The sequence below is a fragment of the Enterobacter sp. AC1 genome, assembly GCF_050434705.1.
GTDB classification, from domain to species: Bacteria; Pseudomonadota; Gammaproteobacteria; order Enterobacterales; family Enterobacteriaceae; genus Enterobacter; species Enterobacter cloacae_L.
This window is the reverse complement of record NZ_JBNDIZ010000002.1, coordinates 365092-385790: the sequence shown is the minus strand read 5'-3', so window position 1 is coordinate 385790 and position 20699 is coordinate 365092. Positions and strand designations below refer to the sequence as shown.

Below are 20699 nucleotides of genomic sequence, written 5' to 3'. Positions count from 1 at the left end.
CACCTGACGGACTAACATGCCGCCACGAAAGGACATCGCGTGGCGGTAAACGTTGAACTAACAAGAGAACCCTTAACAAACGCCATGAGCGACGACAATTCACACAGTAGCGACACGACAACCAGTAAAAAGGGATTTTTCTCCCTCATTCTGAACCAGCTTTTCCACGGCGAACCGAAAAACCGTGATGAACTGCTGGAGCTGATTCGTGATTCCGGGCAGAACGACCTTATCGACGAAGATACGCGAGAAATGCTCGAAGGGGTTATGGACATTGCCGACCAGCGCGTCCGCGATATCATGATCCCCCGTTCGCAGATGATTACCCTGAAACGCAACCAGACCCTGGACGAGTGCCTCGATGTGATCATCGAATCCGCCCACTCGCGTTTCCCGGTCATCAGCGAAGACAAAGATCACATCGAAGGGATTTTGATGGCGAAAGATCTGCTGCCGTTTATGCGCAGCGATGCCGAAGCCTTCAGCATGGAAAAAGTGTTACGCCAGGCCGTGGTCGTGCCGGAGAGTAAACGTGTGGATCGGATGCTGAAAGAGTTCCGCTCTCAGCGTTACCACATGGCGATTGTTATTGATGAATTTGGTGGCGTGTCCGGTCTTGTCACGATCGAAGATATTCTTGAGCTGATCGTGGGCGAAATCGAAGATGAGTATGATGAAGAAGAAGATATCGACTTCCGTCAGCTCAGCCGCCACACCTGGACCGTGCGCGCACTGGCCTCGATTGAAGACTTCAACGATGCCTTCGGTACCCACTTCAGCGATGAAGAGGTTGATACCATTGGCGGGCTGGTGATGCAGGCCTTTGGCCATCTTCCGGCGCGCGGCGAGACCGTTGACATTGACGGTTACCAGTTCAAAGTGGCAATGGCCGACAGCCGACGTATTATACAGGTTCACGTCAGAACGCCGGATGATTCACCGGTGCCAAAACTGGAAGATTAATGTAAATGGCATTTGCCTCACTTCTTGAACGCCAGCGCGTCCGTTTGCTGCTGGCGCTATTACTCGGAGCCAGCGGTACGCTGGCTTTTTCTCCTTACGACATCTGGCCTGCGGCCATTCTCTCCCTGATGGGGCTACAGGGTCTGACCCTGAATCGTCGTCCGGTACAGGCTGCCGCCATCGGCTACTTCTGGGGGCTGGGGCTGTTTGGTTCCGGCATCAACTGGGTCTACGTCAGCATCGCCCAGTTTGGCGGTATGCCGGGCCCGGTTAACGTCTTCCTTGTGGTGCTGCTCGCTGCATATCTCTCGCTGTACACCGGTCTGTTCGCAGGCATCCTTTCTCGCCTGTGGCCAAGAACGACCTGGCTGCGCGTCGCTATTGCCGCGCCGGTGGTCTGGCAACTCACCGAGTTCCTGCGCAGTTGGGTGCTGACAGGCTTCCCATGGCTGCAGTTCGGCTACAGTCAGATTGACGGCCCGCTGAAAGGGCTGGCGCCAGTGATGGGCGTTGAGGCCATCAATTTCCTGCTGATGGTTGTCAGCGGCCTGCTGGTCCTGGCGCTGGTCAAGCGCTGCTGGAAGCCGCTGGTTGTGGCGCTGGTGCTGTTCACTCTGCCCTTCCCGCTGCGCTATATCCAGTGGTTCACCCTTGAGCCCGAACGCGCCACGCAGGTTTCTATGGTTCAGGGAAATATCCCGCAATCCATGAAGTGGGACGAGAAAGAGCTGCTGAATACGCTGAAGATCTACGCCAACGCCACGGAAGAGGTGATGGGTAAATCACAGCTGATTATCTGGCCAGAGTCGGCGATCCCCGATCTGGAGATTAACCAGCAGCCGTTCCTCAACATGATGAACGACCTGCTGCTCTCGCGTGGCAGCACGCTGATCACCGGGATTGTTGATGCGCGTCTCAATCAGCAGAACCGCTACGACACCTACAACACCATCATTACGCTCGGCAAAGACAGCGAGTACAGCTACAACTCCACTGACCGGTACAACAAGAACCACCTGGTGCCGTTTGGTGAGTTTGTTCCGCTGGAGTCGATTCTGCGCCCGCTGGCACCGTTCTTTGACCTGCCGATGTCCTCTTTCAGCCGCGGGCCATACGTTCAGCCCCAGCTGCATGCGCATGGTTTTGCTCTGACGGCGGCCATTTGCTATGAGATTATCCTCGGCGAGCAGGTGCGCGATAACTTCCGCCCGGACACGGACTTCCTGCTGACTATCTCTAACGATGCCTGGTTTGGTAAGTCAATTGGCCCGTGGCAGCACTTCCAGATGGCGCGGATGCGCTCCCTTGAGCTGGCGCGTCCACTGCTGCGCAGCACCAACAACGGCATCACCGCCGTGATTGGACCGCAGGGTGAAATTCAGGCCATGATCCCGCAGTTCACCCGGGAAGTGCTGACCACAAAAGTCACGCCGACATCCGGCCTGACGCCATACGCCCGTACCGGTAACTGGCCGCTGTGGATTTTGACCGTGCTGTTCGGCTTTGCCGCAGTGCTGATGAGCCTGCGTCAGCGTCGTAAATAACCTTACCTCCTTTGCCGGGTGGCGCTGACGCTTACCCGGCCTACATTTCGTTCCCGTAGGTCGGGTAAGGCGTAGCTGCCACCCGACAGTTCCCTCCAAAGTTCAATTCTGGCACGCCTATTGCTTTGTTTATTCAGGTAAACGCAGTTTGGCTTAATGTGCAACTTAGTCGCACCAGCGTAGATCATCGGTAGCACCGAAACGGTGCAACGGGAGATATTTGCCTCTGAATGGTGCGGCGCGCTTCGCAAAAATAAACAATAACGCAGCAAAATCTTTACATTAAGCCAGACTAAATGTTAACAAGCTTGCATAACACTGCACTCGCATTGCGCGAGATATAACAACATCACAATGGGTATCAAAGCGTCACTGGCGCTGATAAAAAAAGGAGTTGGGTATGCAATTACGTAAACTGGCCACAGCAATGCTGGTTATGGGAATGTCTGCAGGCGTGGTTCACGCTGAAGATGCTCCGGCAGCAGGCAGCACTCTCGACAAGATTGCCAAAAACGGCGTCATCGTGGTCGGCCACCGTGAATCTTCTGTCCCGTTCTCTTACTACGACAACACGCAAAAAGTCGTGGGCTATTCACAGGATTACTCCAACGCCATCGTTGAAGCTGTGAAGAAAAAGCTGAACAAACCTGACCTGCAGGTGAAGCTGATCCCAATCACTTCACAGAACCGTATTCCACTGCTGCAAAACGGCACCTTTGACTTCGAATGTGGCTCCACCACCAATAACCTCGAGCGTCAGAAACAGGCTGCCTTCTCGGATACCATCTTTGTTGTGGGCACCCGCCTGCTGACCAAGAAAGGCGGTGAGATCAAAGACTTCTCTGACCTGAAAGGCAAAGCGGTCGTTGTCACTTCCGGTACCACCTCAGAAGTGCTGCTGCACAAGCTGAACGACGAGAAGAAAATGGATATGCGAATCATCAGCGCGAAAGACCATGGCGACTCCTTCCGTACTCTGGAAAGCGGTCGTGCCGTCGCGTTTATGATGGATGACGCCCTGCTGGCGGGCGAGCGTGCGAAAGCGAAAAAACCGGACAACTGGGATATCGTCGGTACCGCGCAGTCGAAAGAAGCCTACGGCTGTATGCTGCGTAAAGACGATCCGCAGTTCAAAAAGCTGATCGACGACACCATCTCTCAGGTGCAGACCTCCGGCGAAGCGGAAAAATGGTTCGACAAGTGGTTCAAGAACCCGATTCCACCCAAAAATCTCAACATGAACTTTGAACTGTCTGAAGACATGAAAGCGCTGTTCAAATCTCCAAATGACAAAGCTCTTAACTAATTAGAACAACAGGGGCGGGATCTCCTGCCCTCTCGATTGTCGGGAAGCATGGACAGACTATACGTTGAGTGGTCGTTCCCCACTCAGCGCGAAAAATGAGCTTCTCACCAATCTTCGAGGGTAGCGCTGCTACCCTTTTTTTTCTGGAGTTTATTATGTCAATAGACTGGAACTGGGGCATATTCCTGCAACAAGCCCCGTTCGGCAACACCACCTATCTTGGCTGGCTGTGGAGCGGCTTTCAGGTTACCGTGGCATTATCGATAACGGCGTGGATTATCGCGTTTCTTGTCGGTTCTCTGTTCGGTATTCTGCGCACCGTCCCTAACCGTTTTCTTTCAACACTTGGCACCCTGTATGTGGAACTGTTCCGTAACGTTCCGCTGATCGTGCAATTCTTTACCTGGTATCTGGTTATCCCGGAACTGCTGCCGGAAAATATTGGCATGTGGTTCAAGTCGGAACTGGATCCGAATGTACAGTTCTTTGTTTCCTCCATGATGTGTCTGGGGCTGTTTACCGCTGCGCGCGTTTGCGAGCAGGTGCGTGCCGCCATTCAGTCATTACCCCGTGGACAAAAAAATGCAGGCCTGGCAATGGGCTTGACCCTGCCGCAAACCTACCGCTATGTGCTGCTGCCTAACGCCTACCGCGTTATCGTTCCACCGATGACCTCTGAGATGATGAACCTGGTGAAAAACTCGGCCATCGCCTCAACCATCGGACTGGTCGATATGGCTGCACAGGCGGGCAAGCTGCTGGATTACTCCGCGCACGCGTGGGAATCCTTCACCGCGATCACGCTCGCGTATGTTCTGATTAACGCTTTCATCATGCTGGTGATGAACCTGGTTGAACGCAAAATCCGCCTGCCGGGTAATCTGGGGGGCAAATAATGTACGAATTTGACTGGAGTTCTATCGTTCCATCCATGCCATACCTGCTTGATGGCCTGGTGATTACCTTAAAAATCACCGTTATTGCCATCATCATTGGTATCGTCTGGGGCACCCTGCTGGCCGTCATGCGCCTGTCGAGCTTTAAGCCTTTCGCCTGGTTTGCGACCGCCTACGTTAACGTGTTCCGCTCCATCCCGCTGGTGATGGTGCTGCTGTGGTTTTACCTGATTGTGCCCGGCTTCCTGCAAAACGTGCTGGGTCTGTCGCCGAAAACCGATATCCGCCTGATCTCCGCGATGGTGGCGTTCTCGATGTTTGAGGCTGCTTACTACTCGGAAATTATCCGTGCGGGCATTCAGAGTATCTCCCGCGGGCAATCCAGCGCCGCACTGGCGCTGGGGATGACGCACTGGCAGTCCATGCAGCTCATTATTCTGCCGCAGGCGTTTCGCGCCATGGTTCCGCTCCTGCTGACCCAGGGTATCGTGCTGTTCCAGGATACCTCCCTGGTCTACGTTCTGAGTCTGGCGGACTTCTTCCGTACCGCGTCAACCATCGGTGAACGTGATGGTACGCAGGTCGAGATGGTGCTCTTCGCGGGTGCGGTCTATTTTGTGATTAGTTTAAGCGCGTCGCTGTTGGTCAGCTGGCTGAAGAAAAGGACGGTATAATGATTTCCCTGAAAAATGTTTCTAAATGGTATGGGCACTTTCAGGTGCTGACCGACTGCTCCACCGAAGTGAAAAAAGGTGACGTGGTGGTAGTGTGCGGGCCGTCCGGTTCCGGTAAATCGACGCTGATCAAAACCGTTAACGGCCTGGAGCCGGTGCAGCAGGGTGAGATCGTTGTCAACGGCACCAAAGTCAACGACAAGAAAACCAATCTCGCCCAGCTTCGCTCTCACGTTGGCATGGTGTTCCAGCACTTTGAGCTGTTCCCTCACCTCTCCATTATTGAGAACCTGACCCTGGCGCAGGTGAAAGTGCTTAAGCGTGATAAAAAAGCGTCGCGCGAGAAAGGCCTGAAGCTGCTGGAACGCGTTGGGCTCTCTGCGCATGCCGATAAGTTCCCGGCGCAGCTTTCTGGCGGCCAGCAGCAGCGCGTGGCGATCGCCCGTGCGCTGTGCATGGATCCCGTTGCAATGCTGTTTGATGAGCCAACGTCGGCGCTCGATCCTGAGATGATCAACGAGGTGCTGGACGTCATGGTCGAGCTGGCGCACGAAGGGATGACCATGATGGTGGTGACCCACGAGATGGGCTTTGCCCGTAAGGTGGCTAACCGCGTGATCTTTATGGACGAAGGGAAAATTGTGGAGGACTCGCCGAAAGAGGAGTTCTTCGCGAACCCGAAATCCGAGCGCGCAAAAGACTTCCTCGCCAAAATCCTGCATTAATCTTCCCGGTGCGCAATCTGCGGATTGCGCACTGCTTCACGCTTTAGATTTCTTCCTCTATTCGGCGTCACATTGCAGCGTTAACCTTGTCACAAAATAACGCTATGAATGGAGAACGCTATGGCACAGCCGATCATTCTCGATTGCGATCCGGGTCATGATGACGCGATCGCACTCGTCCTTGCAGTTGCCTCCCCTGAACTCGACGTAAAAGCCGTCACCTCTTCTGCCGGAAACCAGACGCCGGACAAAACCCTGCGTAACGTTTTGCGCATGCTGACGCTGCTTAACCGTCCCGATATTCCCGTCGCCGGCGGAGCGGTCAAGCCCCTGATGCGCGAGTTAATTATCGCGGATAACGTGCACGGTGAAAGTGGGCTGGACGGTCCCGCGCTGCCGGAGCCAGGCTTCGCACCGCAAAACTGCACCGCGGTAGAGCTGATGGCAAAAATTCTGCGCGAAAGCGCCGAGCCCGTCACGCTGGTGGCGACCGGGCCGCAAACCAACGTCGCGTTGCTGCTGAACAGCCACCCTGAACTGCACAGCAAAATCGCCCGTATCGTCATCATGGGCGGGGCCATGGGTCTGGGAAACTGGACGCCGGCTGCCGAGTTCAACATCTTTGTCGACCCGGAAGCCGCCGAGATCGTCTTCCAGTCCGGTTTGCCCGTCGTGATGGCGGGGCTGGACGTGACCCATCGCGCGCAGATTATGGCGGACGACATTGAACGCTTCCGTGCCGTGGGTAATCCGGTCGCGACAACCGTGGCTGAGCTGCTCGATTTCTTTATGGAGTATCATAAAGCCGAGAAGTGGGGATTCCACGGCGCACCGCTGCATGACCCCTGCACGATTGCCTGGCTGTTAAAACCGGAGATGTTTACCACGGTGGACAGATGGGTTGGCGTTGAGACGCAGGGAAAATACACCCAGGGCATGACGGTGGTGGATTACTACTCGCTGACGGGGAATAAACCGAATACGACGGTGATGGTGGATATTGACAGGCAGGCGTTTGTGGATTTACTGGCGGAGAGACTGGCTTACTATAGTGCGGCCTGATGCCCTCACCCCAACCCTCTCCCACGGGGAGAGGGTGCAAACAGTTTTGCTTTTACCTAGGGTTCAAACGGCCGACGCTGGAACTGGTCGTGCCCGCACTTCGGACACAGCGGCAATACATCCGGCGTATAGACCGCAATATGGTGATGGCACTTCTCACACACCAGGTTGCCCAGCCCCACCACTTCGCCACTCTGGTAGACGCCGTGGTGGTTCAAATCCTGGAATACCTCGCGCCACTCCAGCTGCGTTTTATCGGTGATATCCGCCAGCTCCTGCCACAGACTCTCTTTAATCACCCGCATAAACACGCTGTCCGCGACCTCGTCCTGGCTCTCCTCGTAACTGCGCGCGAACTCTTCCAGGTCACGACGCACGGCGCGGGTCACCTCTTCCACTTCGGTTCGCGTTAACTCACCCGTTTGCGTCACGCGGGCACGTGCCTGCTCAACCAGCGCGTCAATATCGCGCTCGCCGTTACGCAGCCGTTCCGTCAGTGTCGCCACCAGTTCGCGGTAAAATTGAGCAACCTTGTTCATCATTTTGCCTCCCGGGTAAGTAACTATTTCTAATAATAGACCTTATTTCATCACCGCTTTGTCAGGTGAAGCACAGACCCGGTAAATTCCTGCAAAGCGCATTTGTGCGAAAGGCTGTTTTGACGCGGGCGTTTGGGCTATGCTATGCGGATCTGAATTACTACATCCATTGGCTACATTTGTAGCTGTATTGAAAACAGGACCACTGGCTGCCATGCAAGAGCAATACCGCCCGGAAGAGATAGAATCAAAAGTCCAGCAACACTGGGACGAGAAGCGCACCTTTGAAGTAACCGAAGACGAGAGCAAAGAGAAGTATTACTGCCTGTCGATGCTTCCCTATCCTTCTGGTCGACTACACATGGGCCACGTGCGTAACTACACCATCGGTGATGTGATTGCGCGCTACCAGCGCATGCTGGGCAAGAACGTTCTGCAGCCTATCGGCTGGGATGCGTTCGGTCTGCCTGCAGAAGGCGCAGCGGTAAAAAACAATACGGCGCCAGCCCCGTGGACCTACGACAACATCGCGTACATGAAAAACCAGCTCAAAATGCTGGGCTTTGGCTATGACTGGAGCCGCGAGCTGGCAACCTGTACCCCGGAATACTATCGCTGGGAACAGAAATTCTTCACCGAGCTGTATAAAAAAGGCCTGGTGTACAAGAAGACCTCTGCCGTTAACTGGTGCCCAAATGACCAGACCGTTCTCGCAAACGAACAGGTTATCGATGGCTGCTGCTGGCGCTGCGACACCAAAGTTGAACGTAAAGAGATCCCGCAGTGGTTTATCAAAATCACCGCTTACGCTGATGAGCTGCTGAACGATCTGGATAATCTGGACCACTGGCCAGATACCGTTAAGACCATGCAGCGCAACTGGATCGGCCGTTCTGAAGGCGTGGAAATCACCTTCAACGTTGAGAACTATGACCAGACCCTGACCGTCTATACCACCCGTCCGGATACCTTCATGGGCGCGACCTACCTGGCCGTGGCCGCAGGTCACCCGCTGGCGCAGAAAGCGGCAGAAAACAATCCAGAACTGGCCACCTTCATCGACGAGTGCCGCAACACCAAAGTGGCCGAAGCCGACATGGCAACGATGGAGAAAAAAGGGGTTGATACCGGCTTTAAAGCCATTCACCCACTGACTGGCGAAGCCATCCCTGTCTGGGCCGCCAACTTCGTTCTGATGGAGTACGGCACGGGCGCCGTAATGGCCGTACCGGGTCACGATCAGCGCGACTACGAATTTGCCACCAAATACGGTTTGACTATCAAACCGGTTATTCTGGCCGCCGACGGTTCTGAACCAGACCTGTCCGAACACGCACTGACCGAAAAAGGCACCCTGTTCAACTCCGGCGAGTTCAGCGGTCTGAGCTTCGAAGAAGGCTTCAACGCCATCGCCGATAAGCTGGCCTCCCTTGGCGTGGGCGAGCGTAAAGTTAACTTCCGTCTGCGCGACTGGGGCGTTTCCCGTCAGCGTTACTGGGGTGCGCCAATCCCAATGGTGACGCTGGAAGATGGCACCGTGATGCCAACGCCGGAAGATCAGCTGCCGGTGATCCTGCCGGAAGATGTGGTCATGGACGGCATCACCAGCCCGATCAAAGCCGATCCTGAGTGGGCAAAAACCACCGTCAACGGCCAGCCTGCGCTGCGTGAAACCGACACCTTTGATACCTTTATGGAGTCATCCTGGTACTATGCGCGTTATACCTGCCCGCAGTATCAGGACGGTATGCTGGACTCCGATGCGGCAAACTACTGGCTGCCGGTAGATATCTACATCGGTGGTATCGAACACGCCATCATGCACCTGCTCTACTTCCGCTTCTTCCATAAGCTGATGCGCGATGCCGGCATGGTGAACTCTGACGAACCGGCTAAACAGCTGCTGTGCCAGGGCATGGTGCTGGCGGATGCCTTCTACTACGTTGGCGCAAACGGCGAGCGTAACTGGGTTTCTCCGGTTGATGCTATCGTTGAGCGTGACGAAAAAGGCCGTATCGTGAAGGCCAAAGACGCCGCAGGTCATGAGCTGGTCTATACCGGCATGAGCAAGATGTCCAAGTCTAAAAACAACGGCATCGATCCGCAGGTAATGGTTGAGCGCTACGGCGCGGATACCGTGCGTCTGTTCATGATGTTTGCCTCTCCGGCAGACATGACTCTGGAATGGCAGGAGTCTGGCGTTGAAGGTGCGAACCGCTTCCTGAAACGCGTCTGGAAACTGGTGTACGAACATACCGCTCTGGGCGATGCCCCGGCACTGAACGCCGCCGCGCTGACGGAAGATCAGCAGGCGCTGCGTCGTGATGTTCATAAAACGATTGCGAAAGTGACCGATGATATTGGTCGTCGTCAGACCTTCAATACCGCAATTGCGGCTATTATGGAACTGATGAACAAGCTGGCGAAAGCCCCGCAGGACGGCGAGCAGGATCGCGCCTTAATGCGCGAAGCGCTGCTGGCGGTTGTTCGCATGCTGAACCCGTTCACTCCGCACGTCAGCTTCACCCTGTGGCAGGAGCTGAAAGGCGAAGGCGATATCGACAACGCGCCGTGGCCACAGGCTGACGAAGCAGCGATGGTGGAAAACACGACGCTGGTCGTAGTCCAGGTCAACGGCAAAGTCCGCGGTAAAATTACCGTGGCGGTCGATGCAACCGAAGAACAGGTTCGCGAGCGCGCGGGCCAGGAAACTCTGGTCGCAAAATATCTTGAGGGCGTTACCGTGCGTAAAGTGATCTACGTACCGGGTAAACTGCTGAATCTGGTCGTTGGCTAAGCGCGGGAGGAAACGTGCGACAACTGGCAACAATACTCTTATCTCTGGCGGTGCTTGTCACCGCTGGCTGTGGCTGGCACCTGCGCAATACTACGGCGGTGCCTGCTCAGATGAAAACAATGATCTTTGACTCTTCGGATCCAAATGGTCCGCTCAGCCGGGCAATCCGTAATCAGCTGCGTCTGAACGGCGTTGAGTTGATTGAGAAAGACACGCTGCGCCAGGATGTTCCGTCTCTGCGTGTTCTGGGGATGACGCTCGGCAAAGATACGGCCTCTATCTTCCAGGATGGCCGCACCGCAGAGTATCAAATGGTCATGACGGTTAACGCAGCCGTGCTGATCCCGGGTAAAGACATTTATCCAATCAGCACAAAAGTGTACCGTTCGTTCTTTGATAACCCGCAGACGGCGCTGGCAAAAGATGCCGAACAGCAGATTATCATCAACGAAATGTACGACAAGGCGGCGGAACAGCTGATCCGTAAACTGCCGACTGTTGCAGCGTCTAAGAAAGAAGGCTCTGACATCATCGAAAAACCGGACGCTAACACAGCTCCTGTTTCTACCTCCATGGGTAACTGATGATCAGGCTGTATCCTGAACAACTCCGCGCGCAGCTCAATGAAGGGCTGCGCGCGGCGTATCTGCTTCTTGGGAACGATCCGTTATTACTTCAGGAAAGCCTGGATGCCGTGCGCCATGCGGCGGCGGCGCAGGGCTTTGATGAACACCATACCGTCCAGATCGATAACAACACCGACTGGAACGCCCTCTTCTCACTGTGTCAGGCGATGAGCCTTTTTGCCTCGCGCCAGACGATTCAAATCCTGCTGCCGGATAACGGTCCTAACGCGGCCATTAATGAACAGCTCGCCACGCTGGTCAGCCTGTTACACAGCGATCTGCTCCTCATTGTGCGTGGCAATAAGTTGACCAAAGCCCAGGAAAACGCAGCATGGTTGACCCAGCTCGCCACCCACGCGGTGCTGGTCACCTGTCAGACGCCTGAGCAGGCGCATCTACCAAAGTGGGTGGCAGCGAGAGCGAAGCAGAACAACCTTCAGCTGGATGATGCGGCAAATCAACTGCTCTGCTACTGCTATGAAGGTAACCTGCTGGCCCTGGCGCAGGCGCTGGACCGACTCTCCCTGCTGTGGCCGGACGGCAAGCTGACCTTACCACGCGTTGAGCAGGCCGTTAACGACGCGGCGCACTTCACGCCCTTCCACTGGGTGGACGCGCTGCTGTCGGCGAAAAGCAAACGCGCCCTGCATATTCTGCAGCAGCTGCGTCTGGAAGGGAGCGAACCCGTCATTCTGCTGCGTACGCTGCAGCGCGAACTGCTGCTGCTGGTGACGCTCAAGCGACAGTCTGCCCATACGCCGTTGCGCTCGCTGTTTGATAAACATCGGGTGTGGCAAAACCGCAGGGCGATGACCACCGAGGCCGTTAACCGCCTGAGTCATGAACAGCTTCGTCAGGCTGTACAGCTTCTGATGCGCGCTGAGCTCACGTTAAAACAAGATTATGGTCAGTCGGTCTGGGCAGAGCTGGAAAGCCTTTCTCTGCTGCTTTGCCATAAGGCGCTGGCAGACGTTTTTATTGATGGATAGTATGCATTCCTTACAGGCCTTGTATGGCGGCACCTTCGACCCGGTACATTACGGGCATCTGAAGCCGGTTGAAATTCTGGCGAATCTGATCGGCCTTCAGCGCGTCATCATTATGCCCAATAATGTCCCGCCCCATCGTCCGCAGCCCGAGGCAACCAGCGAGCAGCGAAAAGAGATGCTCGCCCTTGCCATCACAGATAAACCGCTCTTCACACTAGATGAGCGTGAGTTGCGTCGTGACACGCCCTCCTGGACGTCTCAGACGCTTCAGGAGTGGCGAGCCGAACAAGGACCAGACCAGCCGCTGGCCTTTATTATCGGTCAGGATTCCCTGCTGAATTTCCCGACATGGCATCAGTATGAAACCATTCTGGAGAACAGCCACCTGCTTGTCTGCCGCCGTCCGGGCTATCCGCTGACCATGCGCGAAGCACAGTACCAGCAGTGGCTGGAAGACCATCTCACGGATAATGTTGAGGATCTCCACAATCAGCCTGCCGGGAAGATTTATCTGGCGGAAACGCCGTGGTTCGATATCTCTGCAACACTCATTCGCGAGCGTTTACAACAAGGTTTAGCATGTGACGATATGCTACCGGCCCCGGTGCTGGCGTATATCCATACACACGGTTTGTATCAGAAAAGCGCAGATGAATAGCCGGAGGGCATAAAAAGTGGCTTATTGTTTATCCTGCCTTGACAGGTTAAGCCATACTGTTATCCTCCGCTGCCAGACTTTCCCGCCGATCATTGCTTTACAGAAATTGTTTTACAAAAATGGCGATGCAATCTCAGGCGGAGGGTGGGATGATACCCGCCTTCAAAAGCCTGGCCGGAGACAGTTGTCCCGATACAGGCGTGAGTTCAGGTATACTGCCTGGCTACGAATTCAACGTTTTATAATCTCATTCACCCCAGGGGGAAAACTTGCAGGGTAAAGCACTCCAGGATTTTGTTATTGACAAAATTGATGACCTGAAAGGTCAGGACATCATCGCTATCGACGTTAAGGGTAAATCCAGTATTACCGACTGCATGATCATCTGCACCGGTACTTCTACGCGTCATGTGGTTTCGATTGCCGATCACGTGGTTCAGGAATCGCGTGCAGCAGGGCTGTTACCGCTGGGTGTTGAAGGTGAAGCGACGGCTGACTGGGTAGTTGTCGACCTCGGCGATGTGATTGTCCATGTCATGCAGGACGAGAGTCGTCGCCTGTATGAGCTGGAAAAACTCTGGGGTTAATGCGTGAAGTTGCAGCTGGTCGCCGTCGGCACCAAAATGCCGGACTGGGTACAAACCGGTTTTACTGAATATCTGCGTCGTTTTCCAAAAGACATGCCGTTCGAACTGGTGGAAATTCCCGCCGGAAAGCGCGGCAAGAACGCTGATATCAAACGTATTCTCGATAAAGAGGGTGAACTGATGCTGGCTGCCGCAGGCAAAAACCGCATCGTTACCCTCGATATTCCAGGGAAGCCCTGGGATACGCCGCAGCTGGCGCACGAACTTGAGCGCTGGAAGCAGGATGGCCGTGACGTCAGTCTGTTGATTGGCGGGCCTGAAGGGTTATCCCCTGCCTGTAAAGCGGCAGCAGAACAAAGTTGGTCTCTCTCCGCGCTGACGCTTCCCCACCCGCTCGTTCGGGTTCTGGTAGCGGAAAGCCTGTATCGCGCGTGGAGCATTACTACCAACCACCCCTATCACCGCGAGTAATGACTGACCAGGGTAGATTAAGCAGCGGATGAAACTACAGAATTCTTTTCGCGACTATACGGCTGAGTCCGCGCTGTTTGTGCGCCGGGCGCTGGTCGCCTTTACGGGGATTTTGCTGCTTACCGGCGTGCTGATCGCCAACCTTTATAATCTGCAAATTGTCCGCTTTACCGACTACCAGACGCGTTCAAACGAAAACCGCATTAAGCTGGTGCCTATCGCACCCAGCCGCGGCATTATTTACGATCGTAACGGCACTCCGCTTGCGTTAAACCGCACCATCTATCAAATAGAGATGATGCCGGAAAAAGTCGATAACGTTCAGGATACGCTGGAAGCGCTAAAGAGCGTTGTCGATCTTAACGATGACGATATCGCCGCCTTCAAAAAAGAGCGCGCTCGCTCTCACCGCTTCACCTCAATTCCGGTTAAAACCAATCTGACGGAAGTTCAGGTGGCCCGCTTTGCGGTGAATCAGTACCGTTTCCCCGGCGTGGAAGTGAAGGGTTACAAGCGTCGCTACTACCCTTACGGCTCCGCGCTGACGCATGTGATTGGCTACGTTTCCAAGATTAACGACAAAGACGTCGACCGCCTCGATAAAGACGGCAAGCTGGCCAACTACGCGGCAACGCACGATATCGGTAAGCTGGGGATTGAACGCTACTACGAAGATGTTCTGCACGGGCAAACCGGCTATGAAGAGGTTGAAGTTAACAACCGTGGCCGCGTTATTCGCCAGCTGAAAGAAGTGCCGCCGCAAGCGGGACATGACGTCTATCTGACGCTCGATCTGAAACTGCAGCAGTATATTGAAACCTTACTGGCGGGCAGCCGTGCAGCCGTGGTGGTGACCGATCCGCGTACCGGTGGCATCCTGGCGATGGTGTCAATGCCAAGCTATGACCCGAACCTCTTTGTTGACGGCATCTCCAGTAAAGACTATTCCGGCCTGCTTAATGACCCCAATACGCCGCTGGTGAACCGCGCGACGCAAGGGGTTTATCCTCCGGCATCCACGGTTAAACCGTACGTGGCGGTCTCGGCACTGAGTGCCGGCGTCATCAACCGTAATACCAGCCTGTTTGACCCGGGCTGGTGGCAGTTGCCAGGTTCAGATAAGCGCTATCGTGACTGGAAAAAATGGGGCCACGGCCATTTGAACGTCACCAAATCGCTGGAGGAGTCTGCGGATACCTTCTTCTATCAGGTGGCTTATGACATGGGGATCGACCGCCTGTCAGAGTGGATGAGCAAATTCGGCTACGGACATTACACCGGCATTGACCTTTCAGAAGAACGTTCTGGCAACATGCCAACGCGTGAATGGAAGCTGAAGCGCTTTAAAAAACCGTGGTATCAGGGTGACACCATTCCGGTGGGTATCGGCCAGGGCTACTGGACGGCAACGCCGCTTCAGATGAACAAAGCCATGATGATCCTCATCAATGACGGTGTGGTGAAAGTCCCTCATCTGCTGCAAAGTACGGTTGAAGACGGCAAAAAGGTGCCCTGGAACCAGCCGCACGAAGCGCCTGTGGGTGACATTCACTCCGGCTTCTGGGAAATCGCGAAAGACGGTATGTACGGCGTGGCAAACCGCCCGAACGGTACCGCGCATAAGTACTTTACCGGCGCACCGTACAAGGTGGCCGCGAAATCCGGTACCGCGCAGGTGTTTGGCCTGAAAGCCAACGAAACCTATAACGCACACCGCATTGCTGAACGTCTGCGTGACCATAAGCTAATGACGGCGTTTGCCCCTTATGATAACCCGCAGGTCGCGGTGGCGATGATTCTGGAGAACGGCGGTGCCGGGCCAGCGGTAGGGACCATCATGCGCCAGATCCTGGACCACATTATGCTGGGTGATAACAACACCGAACTGCCGGCTGAAAACCCGGCCGCCGCTGCGGCGGAGGACCAATAATCATGACGGATAATCCAAATAAAAAATCGCTGTGGGATAAAATCCACATCGACCCAGCCATGCTGCTGATCCTGCTGGCTCTGCTGGTTTACAGCGCTCTGGTTATCTGGAGTGCCAGCGGTCAGGATATCGGCATGATGGAGCGCAAAATCGGCCAGATCGCGATGGGTCTGATCATCATGGTGGTGATGGCGCAGATCCCGCCGCGCGTCTACGAAGGCTGGGCGCCCTATCTCTACATCTTCTGTATTATTTTGCTGGTTGCGGTAGATGCGTTTGGCGCCATTTCAAAAGGGGCGCAGCGCTGGCTGGATCTGGGTATTGTCCGCTTCCAGCCTTCGGAAATTGCCAAAATCGCCGTTCCATTGATGGTGGCTCGCTTTATCAACCGCGACGTCTGTCCGCCGTCGTTGAAAAATACCGCCATCGCGCTGGTGCTGATTTTCCTGCCGACGCTGCTGGTTGCGGCACAGCCTGACCTTGGCACCTCAATCCTTATCGCCCTCTCCGGCCTGTTTGTCCTTTTCCTGTCGGGACTGAGCTGGCGTCTGATTGGTATCGCGGTAGTGCTGATCGCGGCGTTCATTCCTATCCTCTGGTTCTTCCTGATGCATGATTACCAGCGCCAGCGCGTCATGATGCTGCTCGATCCGGAAACCGATCCGCTGGGCGCGGGCTATCATATTATTCAGTCCAAGATTGCGATTGGCTCCGGCGGTCTGCGCGGTAAAGGCTGGCTGCACGGCACGCAGTCGCAGCTGGAATTTTTACCGGAACGCCACACCGACTTTATCTTCGCCGTACTGGCGGAAGAGCTGGGGCTGGTTGGCATCTTAATATTGCTGGCACTGTACGTCCTGCTGATCATGCGGGGATTGTGGATTGCAGCACGCGCGCAAACCACCTTTGGTCGCGTCATGGCGGGCGGGTTGATGCTGATTTTATTCGTTTATGTCTTCGTAAATATTGGTATGGTGAGTGGTATTCTGCCGGTGGTAGGCGTACCGCTGCCGCTGGTGAGCTACGGAGGCTCGGCACTGATCGTGTTGATGGCCGGGTTTGGTATCGTAATGTCGATCCATACCCACAGAAAAATGTTGTCAAAAAGCGTATAAAAATAAGGGGATCGGAATGCGTAAGCAGTGGCTGGGGATCTGCATCGCGGCAAGTTTACTTGCGGCCTGCACAAGTGATGATGGTCAGCAACAGGCAACCGTCGCGCCGCCGCAGCCTGCGGTGTGTAATGGCCCGAACGTTGAAATCAGCGGTGCCGATCCCGTTTATGAACCGCTGAATGCCAGTGCGAATCAGGATTACGAGCGCGACGGCAAAAGCTACAAAATTGTTCAGGATCCTTCCCGTTTCAGTCAGGCTGGCTTTGCCGCCATTTATGATGCCGAGCCAGGCAGTAACCTGACGGCCTCCGGGGAAGCGTTCGACCCAATGCAGCTGACTGCGGCACACCCAACGCTGCCGATTCCAAGCTACGCTCGTATCACCAACCTGGCGAACGGCCGTATGATCGTCGTGCGCATCAACGACCGCGGCCCGTACGGGAATGACCGGGTGATTTCCCTGTCTCGCGCGTCCGCCGATCGCCTGAACACCTCGAACAATACCAAAGTCCGTATTGACCCGATTATCGTGGCGCAGGATGGCTCGCTCTCCGGGCCGGGCACCGCGTGTACGACGGTGGCGAAACAGACCTATGCCCTTCCCGACCGTCCAAATCTTGACGGCGGAATGGGAAGCGCCTCGTCTCCGGCAGCACCTTCACAGCCGGGTGGCGAAATCCGTCCGATCAGTAATGACACCCTGCAAAGCGATGATTCAACCGGCGCACCGGTAAAGAGCAGCGGTTTTCTGGGTGCACCGACGACCTTAGCCTCGGGCGTGCTTGAAGGCAGCGAACCTACACCAGCCCCTGCTCCAGTTACAGCTCCTGTTACAGCACCAGCGACCCAACCGGCTCCCGTAACGGCGCCGGCGACTACGCAAAGTGCAGCGGTGGCGGCTCCGGCAGCGGCCAGCGGCAGCTATGTGGTTCAGGTTGGCGCAGTGAGCGATCGGGCGCGGGCTCAACAGTATCAACAGCGTCTGAGCCAGCAGTTCGGGGTACCAGGACGCGTTGAACAGAACGGTGCGGTGTGGCGTATTCAGATGGGGCCGTTTGCCAGCAAATCGCAGGCAACGACCCTTCAGCAGCGCCTGCAGAATGAAGCTCAGCTTCAGTCATTTATCGCTGTTGCTAAGTAATTAATCGGCGGTATCCGAAATGTCAGTTTGTGTAAAACACATTCACAAACTCATGCTTAAAGTCGGATGCCTGCCTGAATAGCATTTGCTATAGTAAGGCACTTTTTTTAATTCCATCACGGATGTCGTAGTTCTGACCATGAAGACCACCTTTTCTGCTCGTTTTGTGCAGCGCATGGCGCTGACCACGGCCCTTTGCGCTGCTGCACTTTCTGCAGCTCACGCCGATGACCTGAATATCAAGACCATGATCCCTGGCGTTCCGCAAATCGACGCGGAATCCTACATCCTGATCGATTACAACTCTGGCAAAGTGCTGGCAGAACAGAATGCCGATGCCCGCCGTGACCCGGCCAGCCTGACCAAAATGATGACCAGCTACGTTATCGGCCAGGCGATGAAGGCAGGTAAATTCAAAGAGTCGGATCTGGTCACCATCGGTAACGATGCGTGGGCAACCGGGAACCCTGTCTTCAAAGGTTCTTCTCTGATGTTCCTGAAACCGGGTATGCAGGTTCCTGTTTCTCAGCTGATTCGCGGTATCAACCTGCAGTCAGGTAACGATGCCTGCGTGGCGATGGCCGATTTCGCTGCCGGTAGCCAGGATGCCTTCGTGGGTCTGATGAACAGCTACGTGACCGCGCTGGGTCTGAAAAACAGCCATTTCCAGACCGTACACGGCCTGGATGCAGACGGTCAGTACAGCTCCGCACGCGACATGGCCCTGATTGGTCAGGCGCTGATCCGCGATGTACCCAATGAGTACTCTATCTACAAAGAGAAAGAGTTCACCTTCAACGGTATTCGTCAGACAAACCGTAATGGCCTGCTGTGGGATAACAGCCTGAACGTTGACGGCATTAAAACTGGCCATACCGACAAAGCGGGCTACAACCTGGTGGCATCTGCCACTGAAGGTCAGATGCGTCTGATCTCAGCCGTGATGGGCGGTCGTACCTTTAAAGGTCGCGAAACCGAAAGCAAGAAACTGCTGACCTGGGGCTTCCGTTTCTTCGAAACCGTGAATCCACTGAAGGCAGGCAAAGAGTTTGCTTCTGAACCCGTCTGGTTTGGCGACAACGACCGTGCTTCCCTCGGCGTTGATAAGGATCTGTACCTGACCATTCCTCGCGGTCGTATGAAGGATCTGAAGGCCAGCTACGTCCTGAACAGCACCGAGCTGCATGCCCCGCTGCAGAAAAACCAGGTCGTGGGTACCATTAACTTCCAGCTGGATGGCAAGACGATCGATCAGCGTCCGCTGGTTGTTCTGCAAGAAATTCCTGAAGGCAATTTCTTCGGCAAAATCATTGATTACATTAAATTGATGTTCCATCACTGGTTTGGTTAAAAATTGAACACTTGAAAGTGTGATTTTGATCCCCATATACTAAGTATCCTGATAACTCCCACCTGACGTGGGAGTTATTCTTTTTGACGTTACGCCGGAGCTGACATGAAAACCAAACTTAACGAACTGCTTGAATTCCCTACCTCATTTACCTACAAAGTAATGGGTCTGGCGAAACCTGAGCTGGTTGATCAGGTGGTTGAAGTGGTACAGCGCCATGCGCCGGGTGACTACTCTCCGTCAGTAAAACCAAGCAGCAAGGGCAACTACCACTCGGTTTCTATTACCATCACTGCGACACACATTGAGCAGGTTGAGACGCTGTACGAAGAGCTCGGCAATATCGAAATTGTTCGTATGGTGCTGTAGTCCCTTTGCGGTTACCCGCTTTGCCGGGTAACCCCTCTTCCCCGCTGTGATATACTCCCGCACACCTTTTGTCCCTCGTCTTCGGAGACGCAGTTTTGTATCAGGATAAAATTCTGGTCCGTCACCTCGGGCTGCAACCCTATGAGCCTGTCTCCCAGGCTATGCATGACTTCACCGATTCACGCGATGACAGCACCCCGGATGAGATCTGGCTGGTGGAACACCTGCCGGTATTTACGCAGGGTCAGGCGGGAAAAGCGGAACATTTATTGATGACGGGAGATATCCCGGTTATTCAGAGCGATCGCGGTGGGCAGGTCACTTACCACGGGCCCGGACAGCAGGTAATGTACGTCCTGTTGAATCTGAAGCGCAGAAAGCTTGGCGTGCGTGAACTGGTTACCTTACTGGAGCAAACCGTCGTCAACACGCTGGCGGAATACGGTATTGACGCGCACCCACGGGCCGATGCGCCGGGTGTCTACGTTGGGGAAATGAAGATCTGCTCTCTGGGACTGCGTATCCGTAAAGGCTGCTCCTTCCACGGCCTCGCATTGAATATTAATATGGATCTCGCGCCTTTCCTGCGCATAAACCCCTGCGGCTACGCCGGCATGGAAATGACGCACATGCGCCAGTGGGTTGAAACTGCGACGCCAGAAACTATTCGTCCCGTATTTTTGAAGAACGTGTTAGCACTACTTAACAATCCCCCGCACGAATATATCCCTGCTTAATATATCGTACAACATGGCTCGCTAATTTGACGGGCCACTGTTTATTTACCGCTTTTGCGCTTTACAATAAACCCCAGATTCTATATTTTCGAAGCGCCCGAATATTACCGTTACATATTATTTAGCCTTACGCAAACGCGGCAAACACGGCCTAAGTAACGTGAGTGATAATCACACAACTGTTTGTTTTCGATAAACAAGTGAAACAAAACCAACACT

At 54.7% G+C, this 20699-nt stretch carries 20 protein-coding genes; 19 read left to right on the top strand and 1 reads right to left on the bottom strand.

Annotated elements, in window-relative coordinates:
- The first annotated feature begins 84 nt into the window (after positions 1-84).
- The 7 genes from corC to rihA all read left to right on the top strand — a co-directional run bounded on the left by corC (position 85) and on the right by rihA (position 7170).
- Positions 85-963 carry a CNNM family magnesium/cobalt transport protein CorC gene (gene corC / locus M2433_RS06710; protein ID WP_021242574.1) on the top strand — a complete coding sequence of 293 codons (879 nt, stop codon included), beginning with the start codon at positions 85-87 and terminating at the stop codon, positions 961-963.
- Between the two features lie 5 nt (positions 964-968).
- Positions 969-2507, top strand: a complete 1539-nt coding sequence (gene lnt, locus M2433_RS06705) for an apolipoprotein N-acyltransferase (protein ID WP_429053401.1) — start codon at positions 969-971, stop codon at positions 2505-2507.
- A gap of 400 nt (positions 2508-2907) precedes the next feature.
- Entirely contained in the window at positions 2908-3813 is a 906-nt protein-coding gene (locus tag M2433_RS06700; RefSeq protein ID WP_429053402.1) for an amino acid ABC transporter substrate-binding protein, read from the top strand.
- Positions 3814-3968: 155 nt separating this feature from the next.
- The gene (locus M2433_RS06695) at positions 3969-4709 is read left to right on the top strand and encodes an amino acid ABC transporter permease (protein WP_023310756.1); all 741 of its coding nucleotides are present in this window, start codon (positions 3969-3971) and stop codon (positions 4707-4709) included.
- Positions 4709-5383, top strand: coding sequence for a glutamate/aspartate ABC transporter permease GltK (gltK, locus tag M2433_RS06690; RefSeq protein WP_023334900.1), 675 nt, complete (start codon positions 4709-4711; stop codon positions 5381-5383). Before M2433_RS06695 ends, gltK begins: the two co-directional genes overlap by 1 nt.
- Positions 5383-6108, top strand: a complete 726-nt coding sequence (locus M2433_RS06685; RefSeq protein ID WP_014883001.1) for an amino acid ABC transporter ATP-binding protein — start codon at positions 5383-5385, stop codon at positions 6106-6108. The genes gltK and M2433_RS06685 overlap by 1 nt, the downstream gene beginning before the upstream one ends.
- Before the next feature lie 120 nt (positions 6109-6228).
- Positions 6229-7170, top strand: coding sequence for a pyrimidine-specific ribonucleoside hydrolase RihA (gene rihA, locus M2433_RS06680; protein ID WP_429053403.1), 942 nt, complete (start codon positions 6229-6231; stop codon positions 7168-7170).
- A gap of 56 nt (positions 7171-7226) precedes the next feature.
- Here rihA and M2433_RS06675 read toward each other — a convergent pair whose 3' ends face one another.
- Positions 7227-7709 (bottom strand): zinc ribbon-containing protein, encoded by a 483-nt coding sequence (locus M2433_RS06675; protein WP_047347386.1) that lies wholly within the window; start codon positions 7707-7709, stop codon positions 7227-7229.
- A gap of 214 nt (positions 7710-7923) precedes the next feature.
- On the opposite strand from M2433_RS06675, the gene leuS reads away from it, so the two are divergent.
- The 12 genes from leuS to lipB all read left to right on the top strand — a co-directional run bounded on the left by leuS (position 7924) and on the right by lipB (position 20480).
- Positions 7924-10506 carry a leucine--tRNA ligase gene (gene leuS / locus M2433_RS06670; protein WP_429053404.1) on the top strand — a complete coding sequence of 861 codons (2583 nt, stop codon included), beginning with the start codon at positions 7924-7926 and terminating at the stop codon, positions 10504-10506.
- Between the two features lie 14 nt (positions 10507-10520).
- Positions 10521-11090: an LPS assembly lipoprotein LptE gene (gene lptE, locus M2433_RS06665; protein ID WP_429053405.1), complete on the top strand. Its 570-nt coding sequence runs from the start codon at positions 10521-10523 to the stop codon at positions 11088-11090.
- On the top strand, positions 11090-12121 hold the full coding sequence (holA, locus tag M2433_RS06660; protein WP_429053406.1) for a DNA polymerase III subunit delta: 1032 nt from the start codon (positions 11090-11092) through the stop codon (positions 12119-12121). Before lptE ends, holA begins: the two co-directional genes overlap by 1 nt.
- Positions 12114-12779 (top strand): nicotinate-nucleotide adenylyltransferase, encoded by a 666-nt coding sequence (gene nadD, locus M2433_RS06655; RefSeq protein WP_429053407.1) that lies wholly within the window; start codon positions 12114-12116, stop codon positions 12777-12779. The genes holA and nadD overlap by 8 nt, the downstream gene beginning before the upstream one ends.
- A gap of 269 nt (positions 12780-13048) precedes the next feature.
- Complete coding sequence (rsfS, locus tag M2433_RS06650; protein ID WP_023334893.1) at positions 13049-13366, top strand: ribosome silencing factor; 318 nt, start codon at positions 13049-13051, stop codon at positions 13364-13366.
- A 3-nt stretch (positions 13367-13369) separates the two neighbouring features.
- Positions 13370-13837, top strand: coding sequence for a 23S rRNA (pseudouridine(1915)-N(3))-methyltransferase RlmH (rlmH, locus tag M2433_RS06645; RefSeq protein ID WP_003858701.1), 468 nt, complete (start codon positions 13370-13372; stop codon positions 13835-13837).
- A gap of 28 nt (positions 13838-13865) precedes the next feature.
- On the top strand, positions 13866-15767 hold the full coding sequence (gene mrdA, locus M2433_RS06640; protein ID WP_059310819.1) for a peptidoglycan DD-transpeptidase MrdA: 1902 nt from the start codon (positions 13866-13868) through the stop codon (positions 15765-15767).
- Positions 15768-15769: 2 nt separating this feature from the next.
- Positions 15770-16882, top strand: a complete 1113-nt coding sequence (gene mrdB, locus M2433_RS06635; protein ID WP_008501037.1) for a peptidoglycan glycosyltransferase MrdB — start codon at positions 15770-15772, stop codon at positions 16880-16882.
- 16 nt (positions 16883-16898) lie between these two features.
- On the top strand, positions 16899-18023 hold the full coding sequence (gene rlpA, locus M2433_RS06630) for an endolytic peptidoglycan transglycosylase RlpA (RefSeq protein ID WP_264438056.1): 1125 nt from the start codon (positions 16899-16901) through the stop codon (positions 18021-18023).
- A gap of 139 nt (positions 18024-18162) precedes the next feature.
- The gene (dacA, locus tag M2433_RS06625) at positions 18163-19374 is read left to right on the top strand and encodes a D-alanyl-D-alanine carboxypeptidase DacA (protein WP_014069323.1); all 1212 of its coding nucleotides are present in this window, start codon (positions 18163-18165) and stop codon (positions 19372-19374) included.
- A 105-nt stretch (positions 19375-19479) separates the two neighbouring features.
- A complete protein-coding gene (gene ybeD, locus M2433_RS06620) occupies positions 19480-19743 on the top strand; it encodes a DUF493 family protein YbeD (RefSeq protein ID WP_006177135.1) in 264 nt (87 codons plus the stop codon).
- A 95-nt stretch (positions 19744-19838) separates the two neighbouring features.
- Positions 19839-20480 carry a lipoyl(octanoyl) transferase LipB gene (lipB, locus tag M2433_RS06615; protein WP_429053411.1) on the top strand — a complete coding sequence of 214 codons (642 nt, stop codon included), beginning with the start codon at positions 19839-19841 and terminating at the stop codon, positions 20478-20480.
- Positions 20481-20699: the final 219 nt, after the last annotated feature.

Excerpts from the sequence above, each read along its gene's own strand:
- lnt (WP_429053401.1), top strand. The coding sequence starts at position 969 with ATGGCATTTGCCTCACTTCTTGAACGCCAGCGCGTCCGTTTGCTGCTG.
- M2433_RS06675 (WP_047347386.1), bottom strand. The coding sequence starts at position 7,709 with ATGAACAAGGTTGCTCAATTTTACCGCGAACTGGTGGCGACACTGACG.
- mrdA (WP_059310819.1), top strand. The coding sequence starts at position 13,866 with ATGAAACTACAGAATTCTTTTCGCGACTATACGGCTGAGTCCGCGCTG.
- dacA (WP_014069323.1), top strand. The coding sequence starts at position 18,163 with ATGAAGACCACCTTTTCTGCTCGTTTTGTGCAGCGCATGGCGCTGACC.
- M2433_RS06700 (WP_429053402.1), top strand. The coding sequence starts at position 2,908 with ATGCAATTACGTAAACTGGCCACAGCAATGCTGGTTATGGGAATGTCT.
- nadD (WP_429053407.1), top strand. The coding sequence starts at position 12,114 with ATGGATAGTATGCATTCCTTACAGGCCTTGTATGGCGGCACCTTCGAC.
- holA (WP_429053406.1), top strand. The coding sequence starts at position 11,090 with ATGATCAGGCTGTATCCTGAACAACTCCGCGCGCAGCTCAATGAAGGG.
- gltK (WP_023334900.1), top strand. The coding sequence starts at position 4,709 with ATGTACGAATTTGACTGGAGTTCTATCGTTCCATCCATGCCATACCTG.
- leuS (WP_429053404.1), top strand. The coding sequence starts at position 7,924 with ATGCAAGAGCAATACCGCCCGGAAGAGATAGAATCAAAAGTCCAGCAA.
- mrdB (WP_008501037.1), top strand. The coding sequence starts at position 15,770 with ATGACGGATAATCCAAATAAAAAATCGCTGTGGGATAAAATCCACATC.
- ybeD (WP_006177135.1), top strand. The coding sequence starts at position 19,480 with ATGAAAACCAAACTTAACGAACTGCTTGAATTCCCTACCTCATTTACC.
- M2433_RS06685 (WP_014883001.1), top strand. The coding sequence starts at position 5,383 with ATGATTTCCCTGAAAAATGTTTCTAAATGGTATGGGCACTTTCAGGTG.
- M2433_RS06695 (WP_023310756.1), top strand. The coding sequence starts at position 3,969 with ATGTCAATAGACTGGAACTGGGGCATATTCCTGCAACAAGCCCCGTTC.
- corC (WP_021242574.1), top strand. The coding sequence starts at position 85 with ATGAGCGACGACAATTCACACAGTAGCGACACGACAACCAGTAAAAAG.
- rlpA (WP_264438056.1), top strand. The coding sequence starts at position 16,899 with ATGCGTAAGCAGTGGCTGGGGATCTGCATCGCGGCAAGTTTACTTGCG.
- rihA (WP_429053403.1), top strand. The coding sequence starts at position 6,229 with ATGGCACAGCCGATCATTCTCGATTGCGATCCGGGTCATGATGACGCG.